Origin of the sequence: Bowmanella denitrificans, assembly GCF_002887595.1 — a bacterium.
Classification (GTDB): Bacteria; Pseudomonadota; Gammaproteobacteria; order Enterobacterales; family Alteromonadaceae; genus Bowmanella; species Bowmanella denitrificans.
In genome coordinates, this window is record NZ_PEBU01000001.1 from 40,392 (window position 1) to 54,722 (window position 14,331).

The window sequence follows — 14,331 nt, forward strand, 5'->3', positions numbered from 1 at the left end:
AATTTAAATCTGTTCATATACTGAGCTTCTGTGCCCAAAGTCACAAAACTGTCACCGGGCACATTCTTAAGGTAGATACGCTTATAATAACCTGGAGCACAATATGAACATGTCAGGCAACAAAGGCCTCAGCAAGAACTCCCTGCATCTGGCAATTCTGATGGCATTGACGGCATCCCCAGCGGTCAATGCTCAGGTGTCGTCTGACACACAAGCCGATAATGTAGAAAAAGTGGTTGTCACATCCCGTCGTAAGGAAGAAACCCTGGTGGAAATTCCCATGTCGGTGTCCAGTATTTCCGCCATGGATATTGTCGACAGAAACTATACCAGCTCCACCGATATCTACCGCACTCTGGCCGGTGCAGCCATGCCGCGAGGCCAGTTGATCTTAAGGGGCTTAAGCGGCGGCAACACCACAGTGCCGGATACCACCGCCACCTTTGTTGACGATATTCCTTTTGAATTTACTAATCTGTCAGACGTTGAACGTGTGGAAGTACTGCGTGGCCCGCAGGGCACACTTTATGGCTCCAACGCCATTGGCGGCACCGTACGTATTATTACCAACAAGCCCAAGCTGGACGAGTTTGAATTATTTGGCTCTTTGCAGGTCGGCGCCGAAAAGGACGTTGACGGCTATGACAACAACCTGACTCTGGGTATTAATGTGCCCCTGCTGGACGGCAAGCTGGCCCTGCGGGTGAACGGCAACAAAGATTATGATCAGTTGCCATTTGTGAATATGCATACCGGCCTGCAATCTGACAAGGAAAACCGATTTTTACGTTCACAACTGCTGTGGCAGGTCTCTGACCAAATGGATATTACCCTGGGATTCAGCCGGGTTGAAAATCATGAGCGAGGCGAAGATCTGGGTGACCGTTCCAAACCGGGTTTTTACTATGACTTTATTGCCACCGCCAATCCCGATGCCCCTTACGGCTATGACATTAAACACATAGAGGTAGAATGCGATCCAGCACTGGAGCGCCCGGCCTGCCGCGGTGGCAGTGCCCCTAAAGTGGCACAAAATGTTGCCCAGAAATACCAGGTTTGGGAGCGCCTGGACCCCTGGTATAAAAACAGTACTAATCTGTATACCCTGAATATCGACCATGACAACCTGTTTGATATTGCCACCCTTAATTATGCCGGCTCCTACCGTAAGTACAGCATGAATTCGCTGGATAGCTGGACCAGGCTGGATGCAGACGATTTATTTCTGACCTGGATAATTAATGACGATTACGACGACTATCAGGAAAGAACCACCCACGAACTGCGTTTCCAGAACCTGCATCCCGGCCCGCTCAGTTGGACCGTCGGTATGTTCTACGACAAAAAACTCACCGAAGACTCCTTTAACAATCAAAACCAATATCATGAACAAGGGGACCTGGTGTCCGCATTGGCGCTGTATTGGTGGGAGGTGGACGTTACCGAGCTGGGGCAGGAAAATTTCGGCAATCCGCAAAATAACTGGCGCTACTCGCTGATTAAAGACTATTACCGCGAGCTGGCCTTGTTTGCCGACCTGGCCTACACATTCGACTTGGGCGAGATGGGGGAGCTGGAGCTGAATGCTGGTATTCGTCGCTTTGATCTGAAAGACGATTTTCATGATCAAGCCAGTGGTATTTGGTCTGACGAAACCACTCTGTCCAGCGGTGATGAATCGGGTAACCGTTATAAATTCAGTGCGTCCTGGCGCCCTTCAAAAGACATGTCGGTCTACGCCTTGTATTCGGAAGGCTACCGTCCGGGCGGTAACAACGGCCCATTACCCGGCTCCTGCCAGGACGACCCCAATGCACCGCAACGCCAGAATCGTTATACCTCTGATGCAATTAACAACTATGAGCTGGGATTAAAGGCCAGCGCCTTTGGTGGACGCGTAGATTTCGCCACCGCCGTGTATCAAATCGATTGGACAGACATCCGTACCGATATTTATATGCCCACCTGTGGTTTTACTTTTACTGCCAACGCCGGTGAGGCCCGTTCAAGAGGCTTTGAGTTTGAATCCACCGCCAGACTGGCTGAAGAGCTGGAGCTAATCTTTAACACCTCTTATACCAATTCGAAAATCACCGTGGATAACGACGCCATTAAAGCGAAAAAGGGTGACAGTATGACCATGGTGCCGGACTGGAACGCCTATCTGGCCCTGGACCAGGGCTTTGAATTTTTTGGTAAGCAAGCCTATGCCAGACTGGATTACACCTACTACGGTGAGTACAAAACCCATTTTAATACCCGTGATGAAGACATTGTTGCAGCCTACAGCTACTTTAATTTGTCTGGACGTTTGGAAGTCACAAATGATGTGAAGCTCAGTGTGCATCTGAATAACCTGTTTGACAAAGAAGCCGTGCAATACCGCTCTGCCCGAAGCCGGGACCAGGACAACACCACAGCGCAGCAATATATCGAGTATCTGGCGGGCAGAACCCTGACCATCAGGCTGGATTATACCTTCTATTAATCATGGCATTCTTTGGCTGAAGCCCCGCATTGGCGGGGCTTGTTATTTTCGCTGAATTCAAGTTGGAAACACCGTCTATAATCCAGATATGGGTATTTTAGGTACGGTTTCATGACGTTACGACTCACCGCACTTTGCTTATTTTGCACATCGTCTTTTGCTCAAGCCGCCCAGGATCATTCCACCGCCCATTTGTTTGAGTTGTCCCTGGACCAGTTACTGTCGATGGAAGTCAGTGTGGCGGCACGCAAGGAGGAATCCTGGTTGTCGGCGGCCGGCACAGTTTACGTTATCGATAAGGACGAAATCGCCCGTTTCGGCTGGCGTGATATGAAAGAAATCCTCGCCGCCATTCCCAATATGGATACCTTCTATCAGTGGTCGTGGCTGGCCGGTGGGCAAAGGGGTTTTACCGGCAATATGTCGTCCACATTGCTTTTGATCGATGGCCGCGAAGTGCAAAACCTGTTGGCCAATGAAGCCTTTATGATGAACAACTTTCCTGCCCATCGCATTGAGCGGGTTGAGGTATTGCAGGGCCCGAATTCAACCTTGTATGGTGGCAATGCAGCACAGGGGGTGATCAATATCATCACCCGGCTACCGTCATTACATCAAAAAACGCAGGGCGATCCCGACAGGTTTTTTGAAATAGGTGGCCTGATCGGGGAAGTGGATACCCAACAAGCCAATCTGTTGTTCAGCGGCGGGCAAAATGCCTGGCGCTATGGCCTGAGTGCCAGTTGGTTTAACAGTGATTTGGACTACCGGGAAATCAGTGATTTTGTATTTGATGACCAACGTTTCAGCCGCAGCCCGGAGCTGGATAACATCCGCGACCACGGCAGCCGGGGCTACCGCAATAACGAGCATAACTTTACCGTCGATGCCCGCCTGGCCTATCAGCAATATTATCTGGGCATGGATATGACCCGCACCTTCAATGTCAGTGGCATTGAGCGTGTGGCCTATGACTTTGTTACCGGCGATGACTCTTGGCGCGGCTACAACTTGCTGTTTGCCGGCAGGAATTTTCAGCCTGACGAGCACTGGCAAGGCTTTATGGAAGTCAGCCTGTTTCGCGAGTACAAGGAAAAAGCTAAACAACAGGGCCGCGTTCCAGACGATGCGCAGTCCTTTGATGATATTGAGGTGTTTGCCGAACGAGAGGATATCGGACCATCCTATCGCTACCGTTTTCGCACCCAGTTTTCCTACCAGAGCACCCCCGACCAGGACTGGATAATAGGTTACGACGGCTGGCGTACCGATATCGGCCACAAGATTCGCGATGTGGACAACGCCGGTCAGATCACCCCGATCATCCCTGCAGGCTGGCCAGTGGATAAAGAGAAATCGGATAAGCATGCGCTGTATGGCCAGTACGCCAGGCGCTGGGAGTTGACCCAAGGGGCCATGCTTAATCTCACCGCAGGCTTACGTTATAACAAACAGGATTTCACCGATGATGCCTGGCTTCCCAGAATCAGTCTGGTATATCAGCCTGATCAAGGTTCAGCCTGGAAACTCACCTACGGCGAAGCATTCAGACCACCCACCATCTTTGAATTTGACGGCGTGCAAGACAACAGCCTGGATTCACAAACGGTTGACATGTACGAGCTAAACTACAGCCAAGGCTGGCAATGGCAGGGTATGGAGTTAACCAATGTTGTGGCGCTGTACAGCATGACCATTAAAAACTTCTATCAACAGATATTTGATACAGACAGACGTCTGTGGCGCACAGAAGTGGATGGGAAACAAGAGGCCAGAGGCGTAGAAAACCTGCTGCGCTTCAGTGGTGGACAGTGGCAGGGCTTCCTGGGCTTTCGCTACGTTTCCGCAGATGACCCGCAGCTTGATGGGCAGGACCATTTAGTCAATGTGCCACGCACTAAAGTTAAGCTGGGTGTCACCTACCATCAGGATGAGCATTGGCAGCTCAGCGCTTTTGTGGATCATTGGGCTAGCACCCTCACCGAAGCCAACCGCCTTGATGGTGCCGGCACCACATTGGAAAAGATTCCGGCCTGGACCACCCTGAACCTGCATCTGCGCTTTGCCGACTGGCCACTGTCAACGGGACAACGATTGAACATCGGCTTATATGCGGAAAACCTGCTGGATAAAACTTACTATCACGGCAATCCGCGTGGCACTGCGCCTTATCAGTTTATACAGGCACCCCGTAATCTGAGATTGCAGTTTTCAGTGTTATTCTAGCCGATGTTGAAAAGCAGGCCCCGAAGCCGCCCGGGGCCGCTAAATTGCTATAGCGCTTTAAAAATCGCTTCCACTGACGCTTTGGCATCACCAAACAGCATGGTGGTATTGTCTTTAAAGAACAGCGGGTTTTGCACACCAGCATAGCCGGTGTTCATGGAGCGCTTGAACACAACTACGTTCTTGGCTTTCCAGACTTCCAACACCGGCATACCGGCAATAGGACTGCCAGGGTCCTCTGCGGCAGCCGGATTGACCGTATCATTGGCACCAATCACCAACACCACATCGGTACTGGCAAAATCGTCATTGATTTCGTCCATTTCCAGCACGATATCGTAAGGGACTTTCGCCTCGGCCAGCAACACGTTCATATGCCCAGGTAGCCGCCCTGCCACCGGATGGATGCCAAAGCGCACCTCCACACCCAGACTGCGCAGTTTCTCGGTAATTTCATACACCGGATATTGCGCCTGAGCTACCGCCATACCATAACCTGGGGTAATAATGACGGAGCTGGCATCTTTGAGCAGTTCGGCTACATCCTCGGCTTTTACCTCGCGGTATTCGCCCATCTCCTCGTCTCCCGTGCTACTGCCGTCAGAGCCAAAGCCCCCGGCAATCACGCTGATAAAGGAACGATTCATGGCTTTACACATAATGTACGAGAGAATGGCCCCCGAGCTGCCCACCAGAGCACCCGTCACAATCAGAAGATCATTGGACAACATAAAGCCAGCCGCAGCGGCTGCCCAACCGGAATAGGAATTCAACATGGATACCACCACCGGCATATCCGCCCCACCAATGGACGCCACCAGGTGCCAGCCGAACGCAAACGCAATAAGCGTCACCACAATCAACGTTGTGGTAGCCCCACCGGCATCCACATAGTTCAGCAACAGCACAAAGGAAATAATCACCGCCGCCAGATTCAGTTTATGCCGGTGTGGTAGCATCAGCGGTTTGGAAGACAGTAATCCGCGCAGTTTGCCAAAGGCCACCACCGAGCCGGTAAAAGTCACCGCGCCGATAAATACGCCAAGAAACACTTCCACCAGATGAATGGTCTGCATAGCCCCCACCAACGGTGGATGTTCAATATGGGTATTGAAACCGACCAAAACCGCGGCAAGACCAACAAAGCTGTGCAAAATGGCCACTAATTCTGGCATTTCAGTCATCTCGACTTTTTTCGCCAGGTGCAGACCGATGGCAGCACCTATCACCATGGCCAGCAGGATCCAACCCAGACCATCAGCAGCAGGACTGAAGATGGTGGCCATCAACGCGATAGCCATACCAATGATGCCGTATACATTGCCGGCTTTAGCCGATTCCTGTTTAGATAAACCTGCCAGACTCATAATAAACAGCAGTGCCGCGACGATATAGGCGGCTTGTACAATTCCTGCAGACATCATTTTCCTCCCTTGCGGAACATTTCAAGCATGCGCCGGGTCACGGTAAAACCGCCAAACACATTGATACTAGCAATTAACACCGCAATAAAGGCCAGAAAGGTCACCAGCCCATCTCCCTTGCCGATTTGCAACAAAGCCCCCACCACAATAATACCGGAGATGGCGTTAGTAACCGACATAAGCGGCGTATGCAGCGCATGCTTAACATTCCACACCACGTAATACCCAACCACGCAGGCCAGCACGAACACAGTAAAGTGAGACAAAAACTCGGGCGGCGCGGAGTTGGCTACCCAGGCAAATGCAGCAATGCCAGCGGCCAGCAGGCCGTATTTTTTCCTTGGGTCGATTGGCTTATCTGGCTGTTTTTCCTTAACTGGGGTCACTTTGGGTTTAGATTGCGCCGAGACCTTGATGGGCGGTGCCGGCCAGGTCACCTCACCTTGCTTTATCACTGTGACACCGCGAATCACCAGGTCGTCAAAGTCCAGATCAATTTGCCCGTCCTTGTTTTTGCACAGCAGCTTGGCCAGATTCACCAGGTTTGTCGCGTACAACTGCGATGATTGGGCTGGTAAACGCCCAGGCATATCCGTATAACCAATGACCTTAACGCCGTTAGGAGTAGTGACAATCTTATTGGCCTTGGTATAGGCACAGTTGCCGCCGTTAGCCGCCGCCAAATCAACAATGACGCTTCCGGGCTTCATTGAATCAATCATGTCCTGACTAATCAACTTAGGGGCAGGTTTGCCAGGGATCAGCGCCGTGGTGATAATAATGTCCACCTCTTTGGCTTGCTCTGCGTACAGGCGTTCTGCGGCTTGATTAAATTCTGCCGAGGTTTCTTTGGCATAGCCGTCGCTACTCTGTTCCATGCCCTTAACGTCCACCACCAAGAATTCCGCGCCCATACTTTGCACTTGTTCTTTCACTTCCGGACGCACATCGAAGGCACGCACAATGGCACCTAAGCTGCCTGCAGCACCTATGGCAGCCAGTCCGGCCACACCGGCCCCCGCTACTAATACCTTGGCTGGCGGTACTTTACCTGCGGCGGTAATCTGACCGGTAAAAAAGCGGCCAAATTCATGCGCCGCCTCCACCACCGCGCGATAACCGGCGATATTGGCCATGGAACTCAACGCATCCAATGACTGGGCACGGGAGATTCGTGGCACCGCATCCATGGCCAGCACGTTGACCTGCTTGCTGGCCAGTTGTTCGAGTAAAGCGGGATTTTGCGCAGGCCAGATAAAACTGGCAATAGTCGTACCGGGCTTGATGAGCTCGAATTCATCAATTTTCTTACGGCCATTTTTCATCGGTGCGTTGACCTTGAAAATCATGTCGGCCTGCCAGATTTCCTCGCGCGCCGCAATCTTCGCACCTGCATCCAAATATGCCTGGTCGTTAAAACTGGCAAGTTCGCCAGCGCCTTGCTCCACATGGACCTCGAAGCCGAGCTTTAACAACTGCTCGACAGACTTTGGCGTTGCCGCCACACGGGTCTCATTGGTCAGGATTTCCTTAGGTATGCCTATGATCATGCAGTGGTCCTTGTGTAGGGTTGTTGTTTTAATAACCAGTTCTACCTAAGGGAAGGTCAGGGATCAACGATTTTCATCGACCTAACATGTCAGAGCCGAGATGCAACGGCACGAGCAGGCCCGGCAGACCGGCTTGCTGGCAACCAAACAGCCGGACAGATTACTGAATGTAATGCAGTAAAATTTGTGCACCGCCAAAATCATATTTCATATGCAGCACACCTCCATTTTCCAGCATCATTTCCAGTGGAATATTTTGCTGTGGTGAAAAACCCGGATCATTGCTGCTTAGCAAATCGATGACGTATTGCCCATTAGCACTGCGGATTTGCCCGGCATAATCGTAAGACATAAAATTTCCCCAGATATCCGCATAGGCAAGGTTAGCCCGCCAGTTAGCCTGTACACCGGACAGCACATTAAACAAGATATTGCCCTGCACGCCAGGCACATCAATGCCGGATTCCTGATAACCACTTAACTGCCACATGCCCTGCGGCAAAAAAACGGACTCCACATTACTATCCGTGGGCGTTATTGTTGGGGATACGGGTTGTGTCTGTCCATTGGCAGTTGTGACAGCCGGTACATTACTTTGCCCAGGAACAATTGCTTGGCTTTGGGGATTTGCAGTATTAGACGGAAGCAATATCTGCGGATTAACTGCGGAGTGTTCCAAGGGCTTATTGGCGGGTAACAAACGCGGAACCAATAACAAGCCTACACCAGCCACAATTAGAATAATGGAGGGATTGCTGACATCCAGCTTAATACCAAAGCCTTCTAGGTAATTTTTGTTGCCGTCCCGACGACCAAAAACAAACAGGACCAATCCCACCAGGATTAGCGCACCACCCACCAACATAAAGACCAGATCTGCACTGTCCACGACTTGTCTCGCCTAGTTTATCGAATCAAGTGTGGCACAAATGCTAAGCAGGGCAACAAATCCGCTATATATATGAAAGCACATTGAGTTTGTATATTTTTTGATCTATTAATAATCACTCACGACGACAGAGTATCAACATTAGGGATATTGTTATGTTCAAGGACAGAGCCATTGTAGCTAGATTGCTTTTACTCGCAGCAAGCTTAATATCTTCATCTGTATTTGCTGGCATTATCACGGCTGATATATCCGATATTAGCCTGACACAGGTAAATACCACATATTTAGCGGATGGAAGTACTAGGCACCAATACACTTCACTAACGCCTGAGCAGACAAGTTTAACTCAACAGTTTGATTTAGATTTTAGCAACCCAGAAAACAAAGAGGTGATACCTTACTTTGACGAGTTCTCTGACCCAAATACTGGCTTAACAACACAAACCTGGGGAGCGACCTATCAATTAGTAGATGTCTTGTATGCCAGTATTTTCAGGGATGCTCTGATGAGCCGTGTTGATATAAATGAATATACAGATACAGCCGTAGAACCTCTGCAATTGACGGCCAGGGGGACCAGTTGGTCATCATCCACTGACATTCATGAGTTGTTAGACATCACTGTTGGGGGAATGTCTGGTATCACTGAGCTTGATCTTGGAGATGGGTTGATGAAATTCTCTTTTTATTTTCAAGAAATAATAGCCTTTGGCAGCATTCTGAATGACGTTGATCGAACATTTTTCGATAAAAATGGTATTGAGTCGTTACTTAGAAACCCTAGTGCTCAGCCTTTCTACGCGGCTCAGCTAAGTATCAGCATCTTAAAAACCGATTATTCCGGTTCGATATTAGAGGGCGAATCAACTCATTTTGAATATTATAGTGATCAGGTTGCTCTCACTTACCAAAGCATTCCAACTCCTTCAGTATTGCTGCTAATGACAGCGGGACTGTGCTTGTTGCTATTTTCTAAAAAAAAACAACACTGTAACAAGCCGTCAAAAACTGACTTGATAAGACAGGTGTAAGGCAGTTTCGGTGAAACCTTCTCCTGCAGATTGACCCGTACTAAACCTGTCCAGATAATTGGCATTGCTGAATGTCAACTTCATGTTTTGTCTATGGTTAAGCAGAAATTCGGCATTGATCAACCATCCCTGTCGACTACCTAACGCCATCGCCTCACGCTGCCCTAATTTTAACGTTCCCTCGCGAGAGAAATGCCAGCCTACCCCTATAGACAGATCATTTGTAAAACGAATCGTTGGCACCAGGGCTATATCCATTTCCGATACTTTATGGCTATTGGGACACGTGCTGAGGACCTTGTCTTTCTTACTTAGTTGTAAAGACAGGAATAGATCCTGTGTGACAGTATGCTGCCACTCCAATTGCTGCAGACGATGGCGGAAGTCTTGATTTCCTATATCCAGGCGCTGATAGCGCCAGGGATCTTCTGGTTTATGCCATTGGATCAGTTGCGCGGCAAAATCCAGAGGCTGCGCTAACGTGCTTACCGAGCAGAAATAGAGCAAAGCTGTACATCGCATAACCAGGCCTCCGCATTGGGGAAAAGCCCCCGACCTGTTACCAGCATAGCGCCTTTAAGCTGACCAATAGGTAAGCCAAGCCATACCTTATTATGGGACCCAGTTTTGTGCTTGTATTGGCTATGTTTTTTTGGTGAGACATCGCCGGTGAGTGCTCCTGCTACGTCGCAATACGACATAAAAAAAGCGCCCGAAGGCGCTTTTTTACAAAATCCCGAGAGGATTAAACCTCGGTGGATTTCTCAACAACGGCAACCAGAGTAAAGTTCTTTGTCTTAGACAAAGGACGACACTCTTTTACAGTGACGATATCGCCAATGCTGCACTCGTTGTTTTCATCATGTGCATGCAGTTTAGTAGTACGCTTGATGAACTTACCGTAAATTGGGTGTTTCACCTTGCGCTCAATAGCTACAGTGATGGACTTGTCCATTTTGTTGCTAATGACACGGCCCTGCAGTGTACGTGTATTTTTTTCAGTCATTAGGCACCTGCCTTCTGAGTCAGAATGGTTTTAACACGCGCAATGCTGCGACGCACAATCTTCAACTGGTGAGTTTTTTCCAGCTGACCTGTGCTGTGTTGCATGCGCAGGTTGAACTGTTCGCGCAGCAGGTTCAGCAGCTCTGCGTTCAGCTCTTCTACGCTTTTATCTTTCAGTTCAGTAGCTTTCATTACATCACCGTCCGAGTTACAAAGGTTGTCTTGAAGGGCAACTTAGCAGCAGCCAGCTCGAAAGCTTCACGGGCCAACTCTTCAGGCACACCTTCAATTTCGTAAAGTACACGACCAGGCTGAATCTGACATACCCAGTATTCCACGTTACCCTTACCTTTACCCTGACGAACCTCAAGAGGCTTCTCAGTGATTGGCTTGTCAGGGAATACACGGATCCAGATCTTACCTTGACGCTTAACGTGACGAGTCAGGGCACGACGGGCTGCTTCGATTTGACGAGCAGTCATGCGACCACGGCCAGTGGCTTTTAAGCCGAAAGTACCGAAGCTTACCTTACCGCCTGCAATCGCCAGACCGCGGTTACGACCTTTATGCTGCTTACGGAATTTCGTACGTTTTGGTTGTAACATCTCTTAGCCCCCTTGCTTCGCGCTGCGGCCTTTCTTCTTAGGTGCAGGAGCTGGTGCTTGCTCTACAGCGTTGGCTGCTGGCAGACCACCCAGAACTTCACCTTTGAAGATCCACACTTTAACGCCGATGATACCGTAGGTAGTGCCGGCTTCAGAGGTGGCGTAATCGATGTCAGCACGGAAAGTGTGCAGCGGCACACGGCCTTCACGATACCACTCAGAACGGGCAATTTCAGCGCCGCCAAGACGACCGCTTACTTCTACCTTGATACCTTTAGCGCCGATGCGCATGGCGTTTTGTACCGCACGCTTCATAGCGCGACGGAACATAACACGACGCTCAAGCTGGCTGGAGATGCTGTCGGCAACCAACTGCGCATCCAGCTCAGGCTTACGAACCTCAGCGATGTTGATCTGTGCAGGAACGCCGGCCAGGTTAGAAACGTACTTACGCAGTTTTTCTACGTCTTCACCTTTCTTACCGATAACCACGCCAGGACGCGCAGTGTGAATAGTCACACGGATGCTCTTGGCTGGACGCTCGATGACGATCTTGGAAACTGACGCATTCTTCAGTTCTTTGGTCAGGAACTGACGTACCTGATGGTCATTGAACAAGTTGTCTGCGTATTCTTTAGTATTAGCGTACCAGGTAGAAGTCCATGGTTTGCTGATACCCAGGCGTATACCTGTAGGATGTACCTTCTGTCCCATTATCTACTCCTAGTTATCAGCCACAACAACAGTGATGTGACTGCTACGCTTGAAAATACGGTCCGCACGGCCTTTAGCACGAGGCTTAATCCGCTTCATGGTCGGGCCTTCGTCGACGAAGATCTTCGCGACTTTCAGCTCGTCGATATCTGCACCTTCGTTATGCTCAGCATTGGCGATGGCAGACTCCAGAACTTTCTTAACCAGACCAGCCGCTTTCTTAGGGCTGTAAGTCAGAAGCTCCAGAGCTTTCTCAACGTGCATTCCGCGAATTTGATCCGCAACCAGGCGTGCTTTTTGAGCCGACGTACGGGCAAAACGGTGTTTAGCTAATGCTTCCATTATCCTACCCCTTAACGTTTAGCTTTCTTATCCGCGACGTGGCCGCGGTAAGTACGCGTTGGCGCAAATTCGCCCAACTTGTGGCCGACCATTTCATCAGTAACCAGTACTGGAACATGTTGGCGACCGTTATGGACTGCAATGGTCAACCCAATCATATTTGGGATGATCATGGAACGGCGTGACCAAGTTTTGATTGGACGACGCTCGTTCTTTTCCACCGCAGTCTCTACCTTCTTCAACAAGTGCAGGTCAATAAATGGACCTTTCTTGAGAGAACGTGGCATGGTGAATCCTCGCTATTACTTATTACGACGACGTACGATGAGTTTATCGGTACGCTTGTTACTACGGGTCTTCTTACCCTTGGTAGGTTTACCCCAAGGAGAAACTGGGTGACGACCACCAGAGGTACGGCCTTCACCACCACCGTGCGGGTGATCAACCGGGTTCATGGCAACACCACGAACGGTCGGACGAACACCACGCCAGCGCTGTGCACCCGCTTTACCCAACTGACGCAGCATGTGCTCGGCGTTGCCTACTTCACCAATGGTGGCGCGGCAATCAGCCAGAACTTTGCGTACTTCACCGCTGCGCAAACGCAGAGTGATGTAACCGCCGTCGCGGGCCAGAATCTGAGCATAAGCACCAGCAGAACGCGCCAACTGCGCGCCTTTACCAGGCTTCATTTCAACTGCGTGTACAGTGGTACCCACAGGCATGTTGCGCATTGGCATGCTGTTACCCGCCTTGATAGGCGCAGCAGAGCCAGACAACAGTTGATCGCCAGCGCTGATTCCTTTAGGAGCCAGGATGTAACGACGCTCACCGTCTGCGTACAATACCAGTGCGATGTTGGCAGAACGGTTTGGATCATATTCCAGACGCTCAACTACAGCAGGGATACCGTCTTTGTTACGTTTGAAGTCGATAACACGATAGTGCTGCTTATGACCACCACCAATGTGACGCACAGTGATGCGACCATTGTTGTTACGACCACCAGTTTTGCTGTTTTTTTCCAGCAATGGGGCGTAAGGTGCGCCTTTGTGCAGATCAGGGTTAACAACCTGAACAACGTGACGACGACCGGCTGAAGTTGGATTCGCTTTCAATAATGGCATGTCTAAATCCCCCTATTATTCAGCGCCACCGACGAAGTCGATGTCCTGACCTTCTTTCAGCTGTACGTAAGCTTTTTTCCAGTCGCTGCGCTTGCCCATGCGCATACCGTGACGTTTGGTTTTACCCTTCACGTTAACGGTACGAACTGCATCGACTTCAACTTCAAACAGTTTCTCAACCGCTTGTTTGATTTCGGCTTTAGTCGCGTCTTTCACAACTTTGAAAACCACAGTGTTGGCGCCTTCGGCAGCCATGGTAGACTTTTCAGAGATGTGTGGCGCTAAAACCACTTTCAGTAGACGTTCTTCGTTTATCATGCCAACGCCTCCTCAAGTTGTTTCACTGCATCGGCAGTGATCAACACTTTTTCAAACGCGATCAGGCTGACAGGATCGATACCGGCTACATCACGCACGTCAACCTTGTACAGGTTGCGGGCAGACAGGAACAGGTTCTCGTCTACTTCTGCAGTCACGATCAGCACGTCTTTCAGATCCAAAGCTTTCAGCTTAGCCAAAAGTTCCTTGGTCTTAGGTGCTTCAACACCGAATTTCTCAACAACAATCAGACGCTCCTGGCGAACCAGTTCAGACAGGATGCTTTTGATAGCACCACGGTACATCTTCTTGTTTACTTTCTGATCAAAGTCACGAGGCTTGGCTGCAAAGGCGCGACCACCACCAACCCAGATTGGGCTGCGGATAGTACCGGCACGGGCACGGCCAGTACCTTTTTGACGCCATGGCTTCTTACCGCCACCGCTAACTTCAGAACGTGTTTTTTGCGCTTTAGTGCCCTGACGAGAGCCAGCACCGTAAGCTACAACTACCTGGTGTACCAGAGCTTCGTTAAACTCACGTCCAAAGGTAGCTTCGGATACTTCAAGAGCGCTGTTCGCGTCTTTCAATACTAATTCCATCACTATT

16 protein-coding genes are annotated in these 14,331 nt (G+C 50.1%); 3 read left to right on the forward strand and 13 right to left on the reverse strand.

Going from position 1 to position 14,331, the window contains the following annotated elements:
- Positions 1 to 103: 103 nt before the first annotated feature.
- Positions 104 to 2,488, forward strand: coding sequence for a TonB-dependent receptor (locus CSR04_RS00175; RefSeq protein ID WP_102794220.1), 2,385 nt, complete (start codon positions 104 to 106; stop codon positions 2,486 to 2,488).
- Positions 2,489 to 2,599: 111 nt separating this feature from the next.
- On the forward strand, positions 2,600 to 4,714 hold the full coding sequence (locus CSR04_RS00180; RefSeq protein ID WP_102794221.1) for a TonB-dependent receptor plug domain-containing protein: 2,115 nt from the start codon (positions 2,600 to 2,602) through the stop codon (positions 4,712 to 4,714).
- A 47-nt stretch (positions 4,715 to 4,761) separates the two neighbouring features.
- Here CSR04_RS00180 and pntB read toward each other — a convergent pair whose 3' ends face one another.
- The 3 genes from pntB to CSR04_RS00195 form a co-directional block, all read right to left on the reverse strand.
- Positions 4,762 to 6,135: a Re/Si-specific NAD(P)(+) transhydrogenase subunit beta gene (gene pntB / locus CSR04_RS00185; protein WP_102794829.1), complete on the reverse strand. Its 1,374-nt coding sequence runs from the start codon at positions 6,133 to 6,135 to the stop codon at positions 4,762 to 4,764.
- Positions 6,135 to 7,688, reverse strand: coding sequence for a Re/Si-specific NAD(P)(+) transhydrogenase subunit alpha (locus CSR04_RS00190; RefSeq protein ID WP_102794222.1), 1,554 nt, complete (start codon positions 7,686 to 7,688; stop codon positions 6,135 to 6,137). Before CSR04_RS00190 ends, pntB begins: the two co-directional genes overlap by 1 nt.
- A 160-nt stretch (positions 7,689 to 7,848) precedes the next feature.
- Positions 7,849 to 8,577 (reverse strand): hypothetical protein, encoded by a 729-nt coding sequence (locus tag CSR04_RS00195; protein WP_102794223.1) that lies wholly within the window; start codon positions 8,575 to 8,577, stop codon positions 7,849 to 7,851.
- A gap of 155 nt (positions 8,578 to 8,732) precedes the next feature.
- On the opposite strand from CSR04_RS00195, the gene CSR04_RS00200 reads away from it, so the two are divergent.
- Entirely contained in the window at positions 8,733 to 9,611 is an 879-nt protein-coding gene (locus CSR04_RS00200) for a hypothetical protein (protein WP_102794224.1), read from the forward strand.
- Here CSR04_RS00200 and CSR04_RS00205 read toward each other — a convergent pair.
- From CSR04_RS00205 to rplD, 10 genes are all read right to left on the reverse strand, one after another.
- Positions 9,582 to 10,133, reverse strand: a complete 552-nt coding sequence (locus CSR04_RS00205) for a hypothetical protein (protein WP_102794225.1) — start codon at positions 10,131 to 10,133, stop codon at positions 9,582 to 9,584. The genes CSR04_RS00200 and CSR04_RS00205 overlap by 30 nt on opposite strands.
- 223 nt (positions 10,134 to 10,356) lie before the next feature.
- A complete protein-coding gene (rpsQ, locus tag CSR04_RS00210) occupies positions 10,357 to 10,617 on the reverse strand; it encodes a 30S ribosomal protein S17 (protein WP_102794226.1) in 261 nt (86 codons plus the stop codon).
- Positions 10,617 to 10,808: a 50S ribosomal protein L29 gene (gene rpmC / locus CSR04_RS00215; RefSeq protein ID WP_102794227.1), complete on the reverse strand. Its 192-nt coding sequence runs from the start codon at positions 10,806 to 10,808 to the stop codon at positions 10,617 to 10,619. The genes rpsQ and rpmC overlap by 1 nt, the downstream gene beginning before the upstream one ends.
- Entirely contained in the window at positions 10,808 to 11,221 is a 414-nt protein-coding gene (gene rplP / locus CSR04_RS00220) for a 50S ribosomal protein L16 (protein ID WP_102794228.1), read from the reverse strand. Before rplP ends, rpmC begins: the two co-directional genes overlap by 1 nt.
- A gap of 3 nt (positions 11,222 to 11,224) precedes the next feature.
- Complete coding sequence (gene rpsC / locus CSR04_RS00225) at positions 11,225 to 11,935, reverse strand: 30S ribosomal protein S3 (RefSeq protein ID WP_102794229.1); 711 nt, start codon at positions 11,933 to 11,935, stop codon at positions 11,225 to 11,227.
- Between the two features lie 9 nt (positions 11,936 to 11,944).
- Positions 11,945 to 12,277 carry a 50S ribosomal protein L22 gene (rplV, locus tag CSR04_RS00230; RefSeq protein ID WP_102794230.1) on the reverse strand — a complete coding sequence of 111 codons (333 nt, stop codon included), beginning with the start codon at positions 12,275 to 12,277 and terminating at the stop codon, positions 11,945 to 11,947.
- 11 nt (positions 12,278 to 12,288) lie between these two features.
- Positions 12,289 to 12,564 (reverse strand): 30S ribosomal protein S19, encoded by a 276-nt coding sequence (gene rpsS, locus CSR04_RS00235; protein WP_102794231.1) that lies wholly within the window; start codon positions 12,562 to 12,564, stop codon positions 12,289 to 12,291.
- 15 nt (positions 12,565 to 12,579) lie between these two features.
- Positions 12,580 to 13,404: a 50S ribosomal protein L2 gene (gene rplB / locus CSR04_RS00240; RefSeq protein ID WP_102794232.1), complete on the reverse strand. Its 825-nt coding sequence runs from the start codon at positions 13,402 to 13,404 to the stop codon at positions 12,580 to 12,582.
- Positions 13,405 to 13,419: 15 nt separating this feature from the next.
- Entirely contained in the window at positions 13,420 to 13,722 is a 303-nt protein-coding gene (gene rplW, locus CSR04_RS00245) for a 50S ribosomal protein L23 (protein WP_102794233.1), read from the reverse strand.
- On the reverse strand, positions 13,719 to 14,324 hold the full coding sequence (gene rplD, locus CSR04_RS00250; RefSeq protein WP_102794234.1) for a 50S ribosomal protein L4: 606 nt from the start codon (positions 14,322 to 14,324) through the stop codon (positions 13,719 to 13,721). Before rplD ends, rplW begins: the two co-directional genes overlap by 4 nt.
- Between the last annotated feature and the right edge of the window lie 7 nt (positions 14,325 to 14,331).

What these genes read in the sequence shown, in the direction of transcription:
- rpmC (WP_102794227.1), bottom strand. Translation starts at nt 10,808, where the DNA reads ATGAAAGCTACTGAACTGAAAGATAAAAGCGTAGAAGAGCTGAACGCA.
- rpsS (WP_102794231.1), bottom strand. Translation starts at nt 12,564, where the DNA reads ATGCCACGTTCTCTCAAGAAAGGTCCATTTATTGACCTGCACTTGTTG.
- CSR04_RS00180 (WP_102794221.1), top strand. Translation starts at nt 2,600, where the DNA reads ATGACGTTACGACTCACCGCACTTTGCTTATTTTGCACATCGTCTTTT.
- rplW (WP_102794233.1), bottom strand. Translation starts at nt 13,722, where the DNA reads ATGATAAACGAAGAACGTCTACTGAAAGTGGTTTTAGCGCCACACATC.
- CSR04_RS00175 (WP_102794220.1), top strand. Translation starts at nt 104, where the DNA reads ATGAACATGTCAGGCAACAAAGGCCTCAGCAAGAACTCCCTGCATCTG.
- rplP (WP_102794228.1), bottom strand. Translation starts at nt 11,221, where the DNA reads ATGTTACAACCAAAACGTACGAAATTCCGTAAGCAGCATAAAGGTCGT.
- rpsC (WP_102794229.1), bottom strand. Translation starts at nt 11,935, where the DNA reads ATGGGACAGAAGGTACATCCTACAGGTATACGCCTGGGTATCAGCAAA.
- rplD (WP_102794234.1), bottom strand. Translation starts at nt 14,324, where the DNA reads ATGGAATTAGTATTGAAAGACGCGAACAGCGCTCTTGAAGTATCCGAA.
- rplV (WP_102794230.1), bottom strand. Translation starts at nt 12,277, where the DNA reads ATGGAAGCATTAGCTAAACACCGTTTTGCCCGTACGTCGGCTCAAAAA.
- CSR04_RS00200 (WP_102794224.1), top strand. Translation starts at nt 8,733, where the DNA reads ATGTTCAAGGACAGAGCCATTGTAGCTAGATTGCTTTTACTCGCAGCA.
- rplB (WP_102794232.1), bottom strand. Translation starts at nt 13,404, where the DNA reads ATGCCATTATTGAAAGCGAATCCAACTTCAGCCGGTCGTCGTCACGTT.
- rpsQ (WP_102794226.1), bottom strand. Translation starts at nt 10,617, where the DNA reads ATGACTGAAAAAAATACACGTACACTGCAGGGCCGTGTCATTAGCAAC.
- CSR04_RS00205 (WP_102794225.1), bottom strand. Translation starts at nt 10,133, where the DNA reads ATGCGATGTACAGCTTTGCTCTATTTCTGCTCGGTAAGCACGTTAGCG.
- pntB (WP_102794829.1), bottom strand. Translation starts at nt 6,135, where the DNA reads ATGTCTGCAGGAATTGTACAAGCCGCCTATATCGTCGCGGCACTGCTG.
- CSR04_RS00190 (WP_102794222.1), bottom strand. Translation starts at nt 7,688, where the DNA reads ATGATCATAGGCATACCTAAGGAAATCCTGACCAATGAGACCCGTGTG.